The sequence below is a fragment of the Candidatus Zixiibacteriota bacterium genome (assembly GCA_021159005.1).
GTDB lineage: Bacteria > Zixibacteria > MSB-5A5 > UBA10806 > 4484-95 > JAGGSN01.
Map to the genome: position 1 here is coordinate 1 of JAGGSN010000115.1, position 16,233 is coordinate 16,233.

Consider the following 16,233-nt stretch of genomic DNA (forward strand, 5'->3'; position numbering starts at 1 on the left):
ACCGTTTTCGGTAACAGTTAATAATGTTCCTTCCCGTTTCACAACAACCATGCCTGGGTGCCCCACTCCCGCCCAAAGCGGGAATGGGTTGCATCATGGTCAAGTTATAACTGGCATTGTGGAAAATGAGATGTTCCGATATCGATTGATAGTTATAAATTGTGAAGTTTGGCAGTTTTTATGAAGGTATCCCACCCCCGCTTAAGGCGGGGGATGAGGCACCCGGAGGCATTTTACTGCGTCATCAGTCCGCCGCGGCGGATTTCCTGACAACACCTGCGCCAGTAGCAGGCAGGAAAGGTTTCCTGCCTGCGCGAAAAAAAGGGTTGAATATTCCTGTGGGCGACATTCGCTTTGGGCGGACCCATCTGCCGCGGTATAAAATTTATTTTAAAAAAGTACTTGACATTACGCTATAGTTTATTATGGTATAGCTTAATTTAAGTATCCGGCAAAAGGAGCAGGTTGAATGGCTTTCAAGGCTAACGTGGAAGAGACATTGAAATTATGGAACAAGGAATACAAGAAAGGTTTCTTTGCCTATATCACGCTTCTTATGCTGAAAGAAAAAACAATGTACGGCTTTGAAATAAACAACAGGTTTTTGGAAGTTACCGGGAATCGTATCTCTTTTCAAGCAAGCGCCATATATCAGATTCTAAAAAAATTGAGCAGTAAGGGATTTGTTAAAGCTCGCTGGCGGAAATCCGACAAGGGACCAAACCGTAAATACTACACGATAACAGCGGCCGGCGACCAATTACTGAGAATTTTTACCGAGAGCTGTGTCTTGCCAATACATAACGGGGTTAGTAAAATGGTCGATAAGTATTATTCTGATTAATAGGACATAGTTATTGAAATACTGTTTGATTAATACTGAAAAGTTTAGGCTATTAGCTGATAGCTCCGGTAAGGGAGATATTGTTAAAACCGTATGGACTGTAAGATGCAGCATATAAATTTTAAGAATATGCCCAATTTGCAAATTGGGGATTTGAATGCTAAAGTACCGATAATCCAAGGCGGAATGGGGGTCGGTATTTCTTTGTCCGGCTTGGCCTCAGCTGTGGCTAATGAAGGCGGTATTGGAGTAATTGCCGCCGCCGGTATCGGCACCCTTGAGCCTGATTATTACACCAATTTTGAGGAGGCAAACAGGCGGGCTTTGCAAAAAGAGATCAAGTTAGCCAAGGAAAAGACTGATGGTATTATAGGCGTAAATATTATGATGGCCTTAACAGATTGGGATTATCTCTGGATGACCGCTTTGGATGCCGGAGCCGACATAGTGTTTTTAGGAGCAGGATTGCCCCTGAAATACCCAAGAGAGTTGACTGAAGACATGTTTAAGAGAAGTACAGCTAAAATAATTCCGATCGTATCATCGGCGAGGGCTGTTAAAATTATATTTCAATACTGGGCTAAGCACTACAATCATATTCCTGATGCCATAGTCGTTGAGGGGCCAATGGCCGGCGGACATCTCGGGTTTAAAAAGGAACAGATTGATAATCCCGATTATACATTGGATAAAATACTTTTACAGGTAATTAACGAAGTAGGCCCTTACGAAAAGAGATTTGATAAAAAGATTCCAGTTATCGCTGCCGGCGGTATTTATACGGGCGCTGATATTAATAAATATATCCGATTAGGAGCCAACGGCGTCCAAATGGCGACCCGGTTTGTTACAACCTATGAATGTGATGCCGCTATTGAGTTTAAGGAAATGTATATAGAATGTAAAAAAGATGATATTACCATAATCGATAGCCCTGTCGGATTACCCGGAAGAGCGATAAACAATAAATTTCTTGATGAAGTATCAAGCGGCATCAGGAAACCATTCGGCTGTCCCTGGAAATGTCTGAAAACATGTGAGTATAAAAAAGCCCCTTATTGTATTGCCTTGGCTTTAACTAATGCTAAGAAAGGTAAACTTAATAAGGGATTTGCTTTTGCCGGAGCTAATGCTTACCGGGCAGAAAAAATAATTTCCATTAAAGAACTTTTTGAAAATATATCAAAGGAATACGAGGAAGCTATAATTGAACAAAACGCTTCTTTGTCACACTAAAAAAATAAATTCTGTCGAATATTATTCAATTACAGTCGAGTAAGATTCATTACTTTCAATACCCAAAAACTCCCGCCTATAAAAAGCAATAGACTTGACAAATACTTCTCATAGGTGAGACATAATTTAAGCAATAATAATGGATTACACGATAAACCTGATTTAGTATTGAGACTATCCCATAGATTATTGGATTAACAGTATAATTATTATACAAATAAGCTCAATTTTTAATCATTAATAGCGGCAAGGTTATGCATATTGTAATGTGTCAACAGCTTACAATAATCGTTCAAATTCTTATCAATGGCACAGGATTTGTATGATAAGTATGTAAAAATATAAAATTGTCAGTAAAAAATGAAAAGAAATTTTGATAGGGAATGCTAAGATGATTACAAAATTAAAAAATGAATCAGGCGTAGTAATGATAGTTTGCTTATCTTTACTTTTAATGTTGTCGTTAATTGGTATTGCCTCTATTTCAACCTCTAACACCGATATGGATATCGCCGGTAATGAGTTTAAAAATACAGGCGCATTTTATGCAGCTGAGTCGGGCTTGGAAAAAGCCGCCGCCGCAATAATAACAAATTATGAGACAAATGGCATACCGCCGAGTCCGCTGCCATCGGCAGTATTATCCGAAATGAATTATACCTATAATTATACAACCACCGATCTTGGTCCGGCAGTCAATACTCAACTTACAACCGGCGCCTATAAGGGACTTTATGGTTCGGTAAAAACTTTTTCAATAAATTCTATTGGCACCGATGCCAACAGGGTTTCCAGTGTTGAACTTGAAATGAAAATAAGCGATGCTTTGATTCCATTATTTCAATTTGCGGTTTTTTATGAAAATGACCTTGAAATTGCCCCTGGTCCAGATATGATACTTGGTGGACGCGTTCACACTAACAGTGATATGTATATTCAAGCCGGAAGCGACCTTTATATCGATTCATATCTCACCGCCGCAGGAAATATTCATCATGGTGTTAGGAATGATAATAATGGCAATGATGTTTGGATTAAAGACGACAACGACGTTTACCAGACAATGAAAAACGCTAATGGAACAATGCTTGACTCGGACGACCCCAATTGGGTGAATGCTTCTCTTAACCGCTGGGGTGGACGAGTTGAGGATAGTAATCATGGTATTACCCAACTTGATATGGAGGTTGTTTCTGACGGCGATCCGACAAACTTAATCGATCGATATGATAATGGAAGCAATCCCGAAAGTATGGAAAATCAAGCCGGCTTGAAAATAATTAACGGCAATGCATATTACCTTCAGGGTAATGGTACATGGGCTAATGTTACTGCTCCAATGATAAGTAGCGGGGCTATCTCTGCCGGAACTTTCTATGATGATCGTGAAAACAAAACTGTGTTTTCGGTAGATATTGATATGGATAAGATAAACACTTCGCCATATTGGCCTTCAAACGGCATAATATATTGTTCAACAGATTATAGCAGCTCTTCGATAAAGGCTGTAAGACTGACAAATGGTCAGGAATTAGCCGGCGATTTAACCGTTGCCACAGACAATCCTCTTTATACTCTGGGTGATTTTAACACTGTAAATAAAAAACCGGCGTCATTGATGGCTGATGCTATTACAATTCTATCAAACGACTGGGATGATGCTAATAGCGGATTAGGACTTAGCAGCAGAATCGCATCTAATACTCAGGTTAATGCCAGTTATATGACCGGTAATACATTATCTTATCCTGATGGTTACGGCTATAATGGCGGCTTTGAAAACTTGCCGAGATTTTTAGAAAACTGGAGAGGTAAGACATTTAAATGGAGAGGATCGGCGGTTGATCTCTGGTATTCTCGTCAGGCTAACGAATCCTGGGGTGGCGGGTATTATAACCCGCCAAATCGTGATTGGGCTTACGATCCGGATCTTCAAGATCCAAGCAAACTTCCTCCGGGAACACCTGTTGTAAACATTGTACAAAGAAAAAGCTGGACGCAGAAATAGTAATATATGATTTACGAGGAGATAAAATATGAGATGCTATTCGAAACTAACAAATAAAAAAGGTTTTACACTAATTGAGGTAGTTGTAAGCATGTTTATTCTCTCCGGCGGTTTGCTTCTTTTACTGCCGATGATGGTTGTCTCAATGCAATCGAATGATCTCGCTAATGGTTTTACTGAGGCTTCCATGATGATTAAAGGTAAAATGGAGGAACTTAAAAATATAGACAATCCTGTTTCCGGAGCCGATTCAATCGGCACCTCTTACAGAACATGGACGATTACACAAGCTGAAAATAATCTATTGCGAATGGTTGTTAATATTAATTGGACCGACATTGACGGCGGACTTCATACAAACAGCATGGTTTCTTACATGATGAAAAACTGATAACAGGATTGTTTGACAGGAGAAAAATTATTTAATACCGGGGAACGAAATGGGAAAGATTAGCAATAATAAAGGTGTTACATTAATCGAATTATTAATCAGCGCTTTGATTTCAAGCGTCGTGATAAGCTCTGCTATGAGCTTATACTTAACTCAGCATAAACAGATGATAGTTCAGGATCAGATTTCAGATATGCAGCATAATATAAGGGCTAGCATACAGGAACTTGGTGATAAAATTAAAATGGCCGGTTATAATGTGCCCTCGGGAATGGATGCTTTGTTAATCTCTAATGCAGATCCCGATACAATCGAGATATTTTATGATTCTGAAGTTTTGGATGGCGTATCAATAAACCATGCTATGCCCCAGCCATCCGCAGAACTTAGATGCGACGGCGACTTAAGCGGTCTTGAAGATGGCAATTGGATTTATATTTATGATCCCTTTACACAAACAGGGGAATTTTTTGAGATTTCTCATGTTCAAGCTGCGGCAGGACATATTCAACATAACACCATGGCGCTTTCGAGATGTTACCCGGTAGGAAGCCTGGTAATTAGAATGAATGGTTTTAAATACTATATCGATAACACCACAGATTCTCAACATCCAAAACTGATGATTGCCCGGAATCACCAACAGCCGCAGATTTATGCCGACAACATCATCGACCTTCAATTCCGATATGTTTTGTCATCCGGCGCTATTGTCGATGTGCCGCCTATAGCTGAGATGATTAGAGAAGTAATTATTAATGTGTCAGCCAGAACGGACCGGGCAGATAACGAGTTTGAAACACCTTATAGAACGCGCGCATTGCAGACAAGAGTTAAAGTCAGAAATCTTGGCATCGGTTAAGCATAGAATAATTAAATGTTGATTTTATAAATGTGTCAGGATGTTCGCCTTGGGCGAATATCCTGATACTTTGTGCTGCCCTCGGGATGTCATCCGCAAGAGCGGATTGTCATCACATCACCCTCACGGATTAATCTTAGCCGATTTTAGCCCCTGAATCCATATCGCTGTCAATGGTTAGCAATACCATCTTGTCTTTCTTGCTGGCGGCTAAAAGCATGCCATTGGATTTGACGCCCCTGATTTGAGCCGGTTCAAGGTTAATAACAACGACTATTTTCTTGCCTATCATCTCTTCGGGTTTATAGGTTTTGGCTATGCCGGCGACTATTTGACGTTGTTCTTGGCCTATTTTGATTTGCAGCTTAAGAAGCTTATCGGTTCCCTTCACTTTCTCGGCAGAGATTACTTCAGCAACTCTTAATTTGAGTTTTTTAAAATCATCGAAAGTGATGAATTCCTCTTTTTTTGCCGAAGGGGCATCTTTTTCGGGTTTGGATTTTTTCAGACGCGGGAAAAGACTGTCGCCTTTCTGTATTGATGTTCCCGGCTGCAAGTTTCCCCATACTTTTAATTCACCCGAAAACAGTTTGTTGCCTGATGAGTGTCCTAACTGTTTTACTATTTCAGCCGCTTTATTTGGAATAATCGGAGACAGATACGCGGCGGCATTTAATAAAGCCTCGGCGGAGTTATACAATACTTCATCAAGCTTTTCGTTCTGGTTATTCTTTACCAACTCCCACGGCTTATTCTGTTCGATGTATTTATTTACCGAACGGATAAACTGCATGATATTCTCAACAATCTTATTGAGCTTGAAATCTCTGAGGTCTTGCGGAATCTCTTTATGTATATTGAGCCAGTTAAACGGAACATCTTTAATCTCGCCATTAATATCATAGGGCGGATTGGGAATTTTGCTATCACAGTATGAGGCTATCATCTTTAGTGTTCGCGATAGCAAGTTCCCCAGATCATTGGCTAAATCGGAATTGTATCTTTGAACAAAGCTTTCCTCCGAATAGTTGGAATCATGACCGATTGTCATCTCTCGAACCAGATAAAAACGAAACGGATCGACGCCGTATTTTTCTTTCAAATCAAGCGGATTGATAACATTGCCTAATGATTTGGACATCTTGGCTCCTGCCTGAATCCAGAAACCATGAGCAAATATAGTCTTCGGCAATTCAACACCGATAGCTTTGAGCATACAGGGCCAGTAAACGGCATGCGTGGTTAGAATATCTTTGCCGATTAAATTAACAGCCGGCCACCATTCTTTCTCGAATTTATCTGTTTTAGGGTCATAGCCGATTGCGGATATATAATTAATCAAAGCGTCAAACCAGACATAACAGACATAATCCTTATCAAATGGAAGCTCTATCCCCCACGAGAGACGGCTTTTAGGTCGGGAAACACAGAGATCTCCCAGAGGCTGTTTTAAAAAGCCCAATACCTCATTGCGTCTGAAATCAGGCTGAATAAACTCAGGGTTGGCATTTATATAATCAATCAGCCACTGCTGATAATAGCTCATCCGGAAGAAGTAATTTTTCTCAGAAAGCTTTTGCACCGGCCGGCCGCAGTCAGGGCAATTGCCATCGATAAGGTCTTTTTCAGTCCAGTAGCGTTCTTCATGTTTGCAGTACCAGCCCTCATAATTGTCTTCATATATTAAGGGTTTGCCGTCATCGGTTTTCGACTGGTATACTTTTTCGAGAATACTGACAACTATTTTTTTATGACGTTTCTGGGTAGTCCGAATAAAATCATCATTTTTAATATTCAATTCTTTCCAAGTATCCTTAAAACGTTTCGCGTAAAGGTCGCAGTGTTTCTGCGGCGTTATATTTTTTGCTAATGCCGAGTCCTGGACTTTCTGGCCATGCTCATCCGTGCCGGTAAGAAAATATGTGGGATAGCCCAACAAGCGATGGTATCCGGCAAGAACATCCGCCAGAATCGTTGTATAGGCATGCCCTATATGCGGCTTGTCGTTAACATAATATATGGGGGTTGTTATATAAAATTTCTGCATCTTTATAATCCTTTTCTACCGGTTAAATTTGATTTACTAAATGGATATAGTTGATACCACATCAAAGGGCGCGTTTTCGATATGCCTATCGTTCGCTGAATATTAATCTTAATTATTATTATACACATATCAAAACAGACTAAGTATTATCATTAGTATTATTCTTGCCAGTCGAGTTATTTGAGCGAGAGTATTTTATGATTTTAAACGTTCCTCTTTTTAAAGCACGATTATATTCCGACAGACTGATAGTTTTTACAGTGGCGTTCTCATATTTAATCGTTATCTGTTCATGAAAAATATCACATTTATCGATTCTACCCTCAACCCCCTCGAAATTACAGCTGCAATATAAAGGCGGATACTTCGGGAGTACCGATTCATAATAATCCTGTTCATATTGCAAACAGCATAAAAGCCGGCCGCAGTTGCCGGAAATCTTTTGAGGATTTAAAGCCAGCTTTTGAGTTCTTGCCATCTGCGTAGATATTGCGTGAAAGTTATTAAGAAAACGTGAACAGCACTGTTCTTTACCGCAGATGCCAAAGCCGCTAATTCTCTTAGCCTCGTCTCTGACACCTATTTGCCGAAGCTCTATCCGGGTGCGAAATGTCGCCGCCAAATCCTTAACAAGTTCGCGAAAATCGACCCTTTTTTCGGCGGTAAAGTAAAATGTTATCTTATTACAATCGAACTGGTATTCAACATCAACTAATTTCATCCTAAGTTGATGTTTGTTGATAAATTTCAGACATTCAATTTTTGATTCCGATTCTTTTTGACGGTTGAATTTTAGCCGTTCCAAATCGCTCTCTGTCGCCAATCGCGTTATATTAAATTGTTCATCATTTGGATTGTTTTCATCTTCTTTAGCTTCCCGACGTACTAATCCCATATCCTCGCCGCGCTCGGCTTGAACTATGGCATATTTACCCGGTGCTATTTTCAAATCGTTTGGGGCATTATAGACAAATCGGCGATGGCCCTTAAATTCTATATAGTATTTCAAAAATCCTCCACAAACATTATCAATCAAACCGTCTGGTTCGATTGAATTCAATAAATGCGCCTATAAATGCTATATCGGCAGACACATTATTTGTTCCATGTGCTTTTGATGCTTTTACCAGAGCAGGAAACCACTTCCGCAATATTTCAACAGACGGACCTGACTGGGCGCATTCTATTATCTTATCCTTAATATCTATATTTATTATCGAATTATCAAGCCCCAATTTAGCAATATAGATATCATGTAGTATTTTTTCCATAATTTCGAAATCATATCTAACCTCATCAAAATTAGGCCAACGGTATCGGCGATGGAGGCTCTCAATTGTTTTCGGTAATGGTGATGATGTTATAAAATCAGATAAAAGTTTCCAAAGTAAATCTCGCCGCGATATTGTTTCATCCTCAAATGCTTTTAACGCCAACCCGGGACTTCCGGAACTGAAACTGATATAGAAATCGACAGCTTTTTTAACCCCATGTTCGATAAGGTAATTTCTTATTAAATCATCGCTTACCGGAGCTAAGGCAAATCTTGTGGTGCGGGAAACGAGAGTTGGCAATAATAATTGTGGTTTCGATGTAGTCAGTATTATTAGCGAATCTTCCGGCGGTTCTTCAACTGTTTTTAAAAATAGGTCAGCTGCCCCGAAAGCCATCTGATCGATATCGCAAATCACAATTGCGCGCCTTTTACCAAGCATCGGCTTTTTACCAACGGTTTTTTTCAGGTCTTTGATTACACTTACAGGAATATTGCCTTTTCTCTTGAAAGTTACCTGCCGGTAGGGGTCGGCGAGTTTTTCATTTCGAAATCGATTGGCTTCATCGAGAGCCTCATCAGAGAAACGCGCACCGCCTGTAGTTGGGTCGGAAAAATGAAAAACAGGATTTTTCTTAGATTCGCTGGCAATATTTGGAAAAGGAAACACCAATAAAAAATCGGGATGATTTTGATTATTAATGCTTCGGCAGCTAAAACACTTGCCGCACCCGCTGTTATTATCCGAGCAGAGAAAACGTCGGACAATATATTGGGCAAGAGCAAATTTTCCGATACCGGGCGAACCGGTTATAAGCAATGCCTGCCCCCGTTTGCCAAGCTTGATAAGACGATCTATCTTGGCAATCGTCTTTTCCTGTCCCAGTATTTTAGTTATCTCAGCCATGGCAGCGGATCCAATTGTTCCTTGCCAAACCTAAGCTCAAAATGCAGTATTGAATCGGAAAATGAGCCGGTTTCGCCTACAGCAGCTATGATTTCCCCGGCGGCAATAAATTGACCTATCTCCACTAATATATCATCGAGATGGGCATATAATGTATAATAGCCGCCGCCATGACCAAGAATGATAAAACTTCCATAACCCCTGAGCCATGATATATAAACAGCCTCGCCGCTTGATGCGGCATATACGGGAACTCCCGCAGAGGCTTTAATATCTATTCCCGGATTCAATATCACGGTATAATACTTTTTATCTGTAATTTTACCAAACCTCCGAATAATTTTACCTCTAACCGGCCACACAAGCTTGCCCTTAAGCCTTAAAAACGTCTTAGCTGATTCTTTATCCAAAGCGGTTTTATGTTCTGATAGTATATCGATTATAGCGGATATCCGGTCTTGGTCCTTATTTAATTGTTCAATCGCCGTTAATTCAACATTCTTCTGAGCTCTTACTTCTTTTAGTAGATGTTTCCTTTTCTTGCGGTTTAATTGTATTTGCCGGTTCTGTATCTTTTGTTCTCGATTCAGTTTTTTTATAGATTCTATTCTTTCTACAATAGCAGCTTTTTCAGTGATAATTTGCTGATTAAGTTCTTCAATATCCGAGATAATTTTTTTATCATATCCGTTCAAAAGCGAAAACATATAAAGCCGTCTGGCGCTCATAAGCGGGCTGCCGGCGCTTAGAGCATTTAACAATGGCGAAACCCGAGACCTTTTATATATCCAGACCAGCCTCTCAACTAAAACCTTCTCCTGATATGTTAGTTCGCTTTCGTTGTTTTCGAGTTTAGTCTTAAGTTCTTCTATCAAACGATTCAAATCCTTAATTTGATTTTTTGTTTTTGTTAAAAGGCGATTATTAAGATTTAGCTGTTCCTCAATAGCATAAAGATTCCCTATGTAATCCTTTTCCTCATTTTCAAGGGTAGATAATCTTTGCTGTTTCTGCTTAAGTTCGCTCTGAATTGATTCCAATTCGCCTTTTCTATTAGAGATAGCATTTTCCAGTCCAATAGCGGTTTTTTCATCAGCAGAACTGATATTAACATCGATAAGAATAATGAACAATATGGCTATTGCGATTATTGTTAAAGGTTTGGTCATATCAAACATCCAGAAATTTTTTCAAAGCGATATAGCTTCCGGTAAAACCAACTAATCCGCCGGCAAGAATGAAGCTTGCAATCTCAATATGATTTAAAAAGCAAATTTGCAGGACATCGACATTAAAATTTATCATACCAAACCATAAGATTAGAATAGACAATATGCTTCCCAGCAAACCAATCAGGGTTCCAAGCATAAGGTATGGAGCGTAAATAAATCCATTACCTGCGCCAACAAGCCGCATTATATAAAATGTATGCCGTTTTTCAGCTATCCTTACATGAATAGTATTGCCGACAATAAATCCGGTTGCTAAAATCACTAAAAGACCCAAGACTGCGCCAAGCATGGCTGTTGTATTGAAAATATATTTCACCTTTGATATTACCGATGGGACATAACCGATATCCTCAACTCCCGGAAGCTTGTTTAAGTAATCAACCAGTTCCTTGAATTTATCCTTATCATAAACCTCCGGCTCTAATGTTATCTCATACGATTCCGGCAGTGGATTGGTTTTTAATCCGGCGACCATTTCCTGACCGAATGTTTCCCGCAATCTGAAAAGCGCCATATCTTTGGAAATATAATTGATTTTAAGGACATATTTATTAGCAGCAAGCTGATTTTGTATTGCTTCTTTTGTAAGAGAATCAATCTCGCTTTCAAGGTATAATTCTAAGGTCGCTTCCGATCTGAATTTATCCAGCGCCAAACCTATATTCTTTGTGATAATTGCGAAGCTGCCGGCTACCAACATCGCTAAAAATACTGTCAGCACTGTTCCTATGAATGCCCAGAACTGATGTGATATCGCTCTGATGACCTCTCTTGTTGCCAGAAGAAAATAGGTCAAGGTTGCTCCTCTCTGATTTTCCCCTTATCTAAATACAGCTTGCGATAAGGCATTGAGGAAATCAGACTGAGGCTATGAGTAGCCATCAGAATGGAACATCCCTGGATATTGATTTTCTCCAACAATTCTAAGAGCGACTGGGAGTTGTCATAATCGAGATTACCGGTAGGCTCATCCGCTAAAAGCAGCAGCGGTTCATTAGCTAAGGCGCGGGCGGTTGCCACTCGCTGGCATTCGCCGCCTGAGAGCTGGTCGGGATAATTATTTTTGCGGTGTAAAAGCCCCACTAATCTTAGAAGGTCGCCGATTCTCTGGGAAATCTCTTTTCTGGATTTGCCTGCTACCTCCAAGGCTAAGGCGATATTTTCCTTAGCGGTCCTTTCGGGTATTAGCTTGAAATCCTGAAATATCACGCCCAATTGACGGCGCAATTGAGGTATCTGCTTTTTCTTTAATGTAGAATAATTGTTAGAGCCAAGTATAATCTCGCCGGAATCGGGTTTCTCCTCGAGGTATATCATCTGTATGAGAGTGCTTTTGCCAACACCAGATGGTCCCACTAAGAATGCCATCTCGCCTTTAGCAAGATTCAGCGACACATCCCGAAATATCGCCTCGCCCGGCGTGTATGATTTCCTGAGATTGCGAATAGTCAGCATAGGATTAATTTAGCTAAGATAGGAGAGCGGGTCAAGAAGTTACATCAGATGAAGCTCGTATTTTTAATATTGCCGGTTCGCTATATTTTGAGGATATATCTGTAAAAGCGAAGTACGTTGGCGCACGAGGACATACGCCAACCACCAGTCAGCTAGCGCACGAGGACATACGTCAGCCACATCATTGATTAGCGATTGAGGAACTTGTAATTATAAATTTGACTGCAAAATCTTGATATTAACCTTCCAAAGGCTACACTTCTTTTTCTGTCCAGGCAATAATCGAGGAAGGCAATGTATGAGCCAAATATATCAAACTGGCAAAAATCAAAATCAGCATTGAACTATGCTCTCCATCCAATAGCGCTATAAACAGCAGAATGATTAAACTGATTATAGTAAATATGCTATAAGAACGTCTCAGCGATTCATAGGTAACCTGAATCTGCCGCTCATCCAGATGGTCGATTTTGGAATGAACTAATTTCCATAGATGAGTTCTGATATGCAGAACGAAAAAACTTATCAGGACGACAGCAATTGAAACAACTATTCCAACAATAACCGGAACGCTCCAGCCATGATACTTGATGATACTGAAGAAGATGAGAAATAGTAATATACATAAATAATTAATGATAACTGCGGCTCTTCTATTTGACTTAGACATCTTTGGATTCATCTTATTCTCCTTTCTTATACTTTAAACTTAATAATTCCCGGCTCAAGGCCTCTAACGGCTCAGTCGAAAAAATAAATTCGACCGGAAGGTCAAAATATTCGCTTATTTTAAACGCCAAATCCAAACTCGGGTTATATTCCCCTCTCTCAAGATACCCTACGGTTTGAAAATTAACTCCTATTTTTTCAGCTAATTCTTTTCGTGAAACACCTCTTTCTTGGCGAAGCACCGATATCCTATTGTAAATTTTTCTTGTTTTCATACGTCTAATATAACATATTGTTGTATAAATACAATACATTTTTATAAATATAATACATTATTTTATGTTTCCGTCAGATTTTAATCCGGTTTTTACAGTATAGCGGTAAAATCAGGGACAAAATCCCAACTGCAAAATCCGGGTAAAATAAAAAGCGGAGGGATGTTCCCTCCGCTTAATTACTTAATATCGTGAAAATATCAACGCTTACTTAAAGAACTTTTGATTTTTCCACACACTTGATGTCTAAGGTTTCGAGTTCATCAAGAACAGGATTGTAGAGTTCGGGGATGACAGGTACCCATACGCCGGGTTTATCGAATTTACCGTCAAGTATCATGCGTGACCCAATTGCGGCGGGAAGGCTAACAGTACGCGACATTGAGCTATCGCCATGAGGAATACCATAATCAATTAAAGTTGAAGTGATTTCTTCTTTTTTGCCATTCGGATATTCGGCAATAAAATTGTGATATAAAATAATCATATCCCGTTCGCCGTCTTTGTAGGGCATCTTTTCGAGTTTGCGGGCTGTCAGTATATCTATAACACCACCCTTATCAATCGGCAATGGGTCATTGGAAAATAGTCCAAGCCATTCGAATCTATCGAGTATGAATGAGTCTGTGGGGATATTTAATTTTTCAGCAAATGCCGCTCGAAGGTCGCCGGATGGTTTTTTGCCCACAAGTTCCCAGCCCAAATCAGCATAGGTTTTGCCTGTCCAATCTTTTTCCGTATCATCAAGATAACCCATATCGGCGGTGGCTTTCAAAGTATCGCACCAGCCTTTGTAGCGAAAAGTGCCCCGAAACATCGTCGAGATACCTTGCAGGCCATAAATGTCGATATAACCAAGTGAATCGCGGTTGGGATAGGCTTCCAGCTCGCCAATACCGGGCACCTCAAGATGCCAGTAGTGGGAGAAAAGTTCTGGGCCCGGAACGAGGATTTCTTTGCCGTCTTTACGGTATTTAGCGTTGTTTCTGCCGGCCAGAAGAACGCCTTTCGGACTCCATGAAAACTTGTAGCCATAAGGATTAGTGTTGGCTTCGGGGGCGGGAAGTCCGCCGCAGTATGACATGAAACTGACAACCTTGCCGCCCTTTTTCTTGACATCATCAATGATGCGCATAGCGGACATATGGTCGATACCGGGATCGACGCCGCTTTCGTTTAGAATCACCACGCCGGCTTTTTTGGCGGGTTCATCAAGAGCTTTCATAGCCGGGCTGACATAAGAAGTAGTGGCCATGTTTGTGCCAAGTTCGATACACATCTCTGCTACCATCGTATGATAGGCGGCTGGCAGAAGGCTTACTACTAAATCAGATTCGCTTACCATCTTCTTTAATTCGTCTTTTTTATCGACAGTCCATTGTATGGCTTCGCCGTTGGGGTGATTGCCGACCAGTTTCTCGGCTTTGCTTACCGTGCGGCTGGCAACGCGCACACGAAAATCATACTTTAAAAGATACTGAACCAGGGGCTTTGTTACTAAACCCGCGCCAAGAACCAAAACGGATTTCATTTTGTCTCCTTAATTGTCATAAAAAATTAACTCTATAGAAATTTACTCAGATATTTATATTTAGAAGTTAGTTCTCCTTTGTGAAGGATAATTGCTCGCTTTATTTCATCGGGAATGTTCAAGTCTTCAAACGGAACGCTGTAATCTGCTTTAATCATTCGTTGAATGAAAGGGGAAAGCATTTTGCCGAAAAATTCGGAGGATTCCTTGGGTAATTCACAAGGCAGGTTATCCACTGCCATAATTACCGGTCCGAGTCCTTCCCAGCCATCAATAACTTTAGATTCGAGGGGATTATATACATAAACCGGATTACCGGAGTCAGTCGCCTTAGCTGTACATTGAATAGAGCCGTCGATATCACAACTGATATCGCCGATAACTTTTAGACGCGGCTTTTCCGGGCCGGAATAAGCTTTTTTAAGATAATCAAAGGTTACCAAACGAGGGTAATCGGGAGTCCAGTAAATGCAGTTCATCAGAATAGTAAGATGTGGCAGATAATTTTCAAATCGGGAACGATAATTCTGAGGGTTGTCATAATAATCCTGAAGTTCGAATGATTTTTTAGAATCTATCGGCTCGACAATATCCTCTTCTTTAAAAATCACTTTAAACAATTTTTCTCGAGTTGTTTTCGAGGATATTTTAATCTTTGCAATCTCTGAAGGCGCAGCTTGTTCATGAGGAAAGAGATTAAAAATCTCCTGAGCGCCATTTGATACATTGCCATAACCGGCGAACCCGCATATCATTGGCAGCAACTCAGATGGAATACCCTCCTTGCGAACCCTATCAGCCGCTTCCGCTATATCGGATTTGGCTTCATCAAGACTCTTATATTCATGAGCCATTTTAATTTCACTAAAGGGATTTTTAATGTCTTCCCAGTTTAGCCTTTTGCCAAGAGTACAAAAAGTATCAATCATACCAGCTAAGCCGGCATGTTTGCCAAAGAAAATCAATCGCCGCCCCTTGGCGTCTGTAATTGCTTCATAATCAATAAGTTGGCATTTAAGCCCCATCATTTTTTTCAGCAAGGGCATGTTATAATCCTGCCCCTTTATAGTATGGGAGAAGAAGATGTAGGTTTTATTTAGCTCAAAATAATCGAGAGGTATTTCTTTTACAGCTATTATAACCGGGCATGATGATAAATCTTCATTAATGATAGCGCCTATTTTAAGGTACTCATCATCGGGAAAAACCCTAATAGCTGATGGCTGAAGCCATACTTCGATGCCGTTTTTTATGAGTTCTTTGACATTATCAGGTGTAAGCGGGGTTCTTTTTTCCCACTCGTTTTTAGTTTCTCTTCTTATTCCAATTCGCATATTCATCGGCAACAACCCAATTCTTTTTTATTCCAAATCCTTAAAATTTCATGGGCGGTAACTTAAATAATTAATAATAAATTATCAAGTTAAATTGATTATATTTACACTACTATCCGGCCTTTTTTATAGAGTTCTTAAAATAATACCCAACAATCGAAACTTGCTT

At 40.1% G+C, this 16,233-nt stretch carries 15 protein-coding genes; 5 read left to right on the plus strand and 10 right to left on the minus strand.

The window, feature by feature from the left end; genetic code table 11:
- The first annotated feature begins 469 nt into the window (after nucleotides 1–469).
- The 5 genes from J7K40_07300 to J7K40_07320 all read left to right on the plus strand — a co-directional run bounded on the left by J7K40_07300 (nucleotide 470) and on the right by J7K40_07320 (nucleotide 5,341).
- Nucleotides 470–844 carry a PadR family transcriptional regulator gene (locus tag J7K40_07300; GenBank protein ID MCD6162203.1) on the plus strand — a complete coding sequence of 125 codons (375 nt, stop codon included), beginning with the start codon at nucleotides 470–472 and terminating at the stop codon, nucleotides 842–844.
- A gap of 105 nt (nucleotides 845–949) precedes the next feature.
- Nucleotides 950–2,080, plus strand: coding sequence for a nitronate monooxygenase (locus J7K40_07305; protein ID MCD6162204.1), 1,131 nt, complete (start codon nucleotides 950–952; stop codon nucleotides 2,078–2,080).
- 391 nt (nucleotides 2,081–2,471) lie between these two features.
- On the plus strand, nucleotides 2,472–4,088 hold the full coding sequence (locus J7K40_07310) for a hypothetical protein (GenBank protein ID MCD6162205.1): 1,617 nt from the start codon (nucleotides 2,472–2,474) through the stop codon (nucleotides 4,086–4,088).
- Nucleotides 4,089–4,116: 28 nt separating this feature from the next.
- Nucleotides 4,117–4,479, plus strand: a complete 363-nt coding sequence (locus tag J7K40_07315) for a prepilin-type N-terminal cleavage/methylation domain-containing protein (protein MCD6162206.1) — start codon at nucleotides 4,117–4,119, stop codon at nucleotides 4,477–4,479.
- A gap of 49 nt (nucleotides 4,480–4,528) precedes the next feature.
- Nucleotides 4,529–5,341 (plus strand): prepilin-type N-terminal cleavage/methylation domain-containing protein, encoded by an 813-nt coding sequence (locus J7K40_07320; protein MCD6162207.1) that lies wholly within the window; start codon nucleotides 4,529–4,531, stop codon nucleotides 5,339–5,341.
- Nucleotides 5,342–5,477: 136 nt separating this feature from the next.
- Here J7K40_07320 and metG read toward each other — a convergent pair whose 3' ends face one another.
- The 10 genes from metG to J7K40_07370 form a co-directional block, all read right to left on the minus strand.
- The gene (gene metG / locus J7K40_07325) at nucleotides 5,478–7,388 is read right to left on the minus strand and encodes a methionine--tRNA ligase (protein MCD6162208.1); all 1,911 of its coding nucleotides are present in this window, start codon (nucleotides 7,386–7,388) and stop codon (nucleotides 5,478–5,480) included.
- A 139-nt stretch (nucleotides 7,389–7,527) separates the two neighbouring features.
- Nucleotides 7,528–8,283, minus strand: a complete 756-nt coding sequence (locus J7K40_07330; protein ID MCD6162209.1) for a hypothetical protein — start codon at nucleotides 8,281–8,283, stop codon at nucleotides 7,528–7,530.
- Nucleotides 8,284–8,416: 133 nt separating this feature from the next.
- The gene (locus J7K40_07335) at nucleotides 8,417–9,568 is read right to left on the minus strand and encodes a hypothetical protein (GenBank protein ID MCD6162210.1); all 1,152 of its coding nucleotides are present in this window, start codon (nucleotides 9,566–9,568) and stop codon (nucleotides 8,417–8,419) included.
- Nucleotides 9,556–10,737: a peptidoglycan DD-metalloendopeptidase family protein gene (locus J7K40_07340; protein MCD6162211.1), complete on the minus strand. Its 1,182-nt coding sequence runs from the start codon at nucleotides 10,735–10,737 to the stop codon at nucleotides 9,556–9,558. Before J7K40_07340 ends, J7K40_07335 begins: the two co-directional genes overlap by 13 nt.
- Before the next feature lies 1 nt (nucleotide 10,738).
- The gene (locus J7K40_07345; GenBank protein ID MCD6162212.1) at nucleotides 10,739–11,596 is read right to left on the minus strand and encodes a permease-like cell division protein FtsX; all 858 of its coding nucleotides are present in this window, start codon (nucleotides 11,594–11,596) and stop codon (nucleotides 10,739–10,741) included.
- Nucleotides 11,593–12,255, minus strand: coding sequence for an ATP-binding cassette domain-containing protein (locus tag J7K40_07350; GenBank protein MCD6162213.1), 663 nt, complete (start codon nucleotides 12,253–12,255; stop codon nucleotides 11,593–11,595). The genes J7K40_07345 and J7K40_07350 overlap by 4 nt, the downstream gene beginning before the upstream one ends.
- A 253-nt stretch (nucleotides 12,256–12,508) precedes the next feature.
- Nucleotides 12,509–12,937: a hypothetical protein gene (locus J7K40_07355; GenBank protein MCD6162214.1), complete on the minus strand. Its 429-nt coding sequence runs from the start codon at nucleotides 12,935–12,937 to the stop codon at nucleotides 12,509–12,511.
- A 1-nt stretch (nucleotide 12,938) separates the two neighbouring features.
- Nucleotides 12,939–13,199 carry a helix-turn-helix transcriptional regulator gene (locus tag J7K40_07360; protein MCD6162215.1) on the minus strand — a complete coding sequence of 87 codons (261 nt, stop codon included), beginning with the start codon at nucleotides 13,197–13,199 and terminating at the stop codon, nucleotides 12,939–12,941.
- Between the two features lie 211 nt (nucleotides 13,200–13,410).
- Complete coding sequence (locus J7K40_07365) at nucleotides 13,411–14,730, minus strand: saccharopine dehydrogenase NADP-binding domain-containing protein (protein MCD6162216.1); 1,320 nt, start codon at nucleotides 14,728–14,730, stop codon at nucleotides 13,411–13,413.
- Between the two features lie 32 nt (nucleotides 14,731–14,762).
- Nucleotides 14,763–16,070: a hypothetical protein gene (locus tag J7K40_07370; protein MCD6162217.1), complete on the minus strand. Its 1,308-nt coding sequence runs from the start codon at nucleotides 16,068–16,070 to the stop codon at nucleotides 14,763–14,765.
- Between the last annotated feature and the right edge of the window lie 163 nt (nucleotides 16,071–16,233).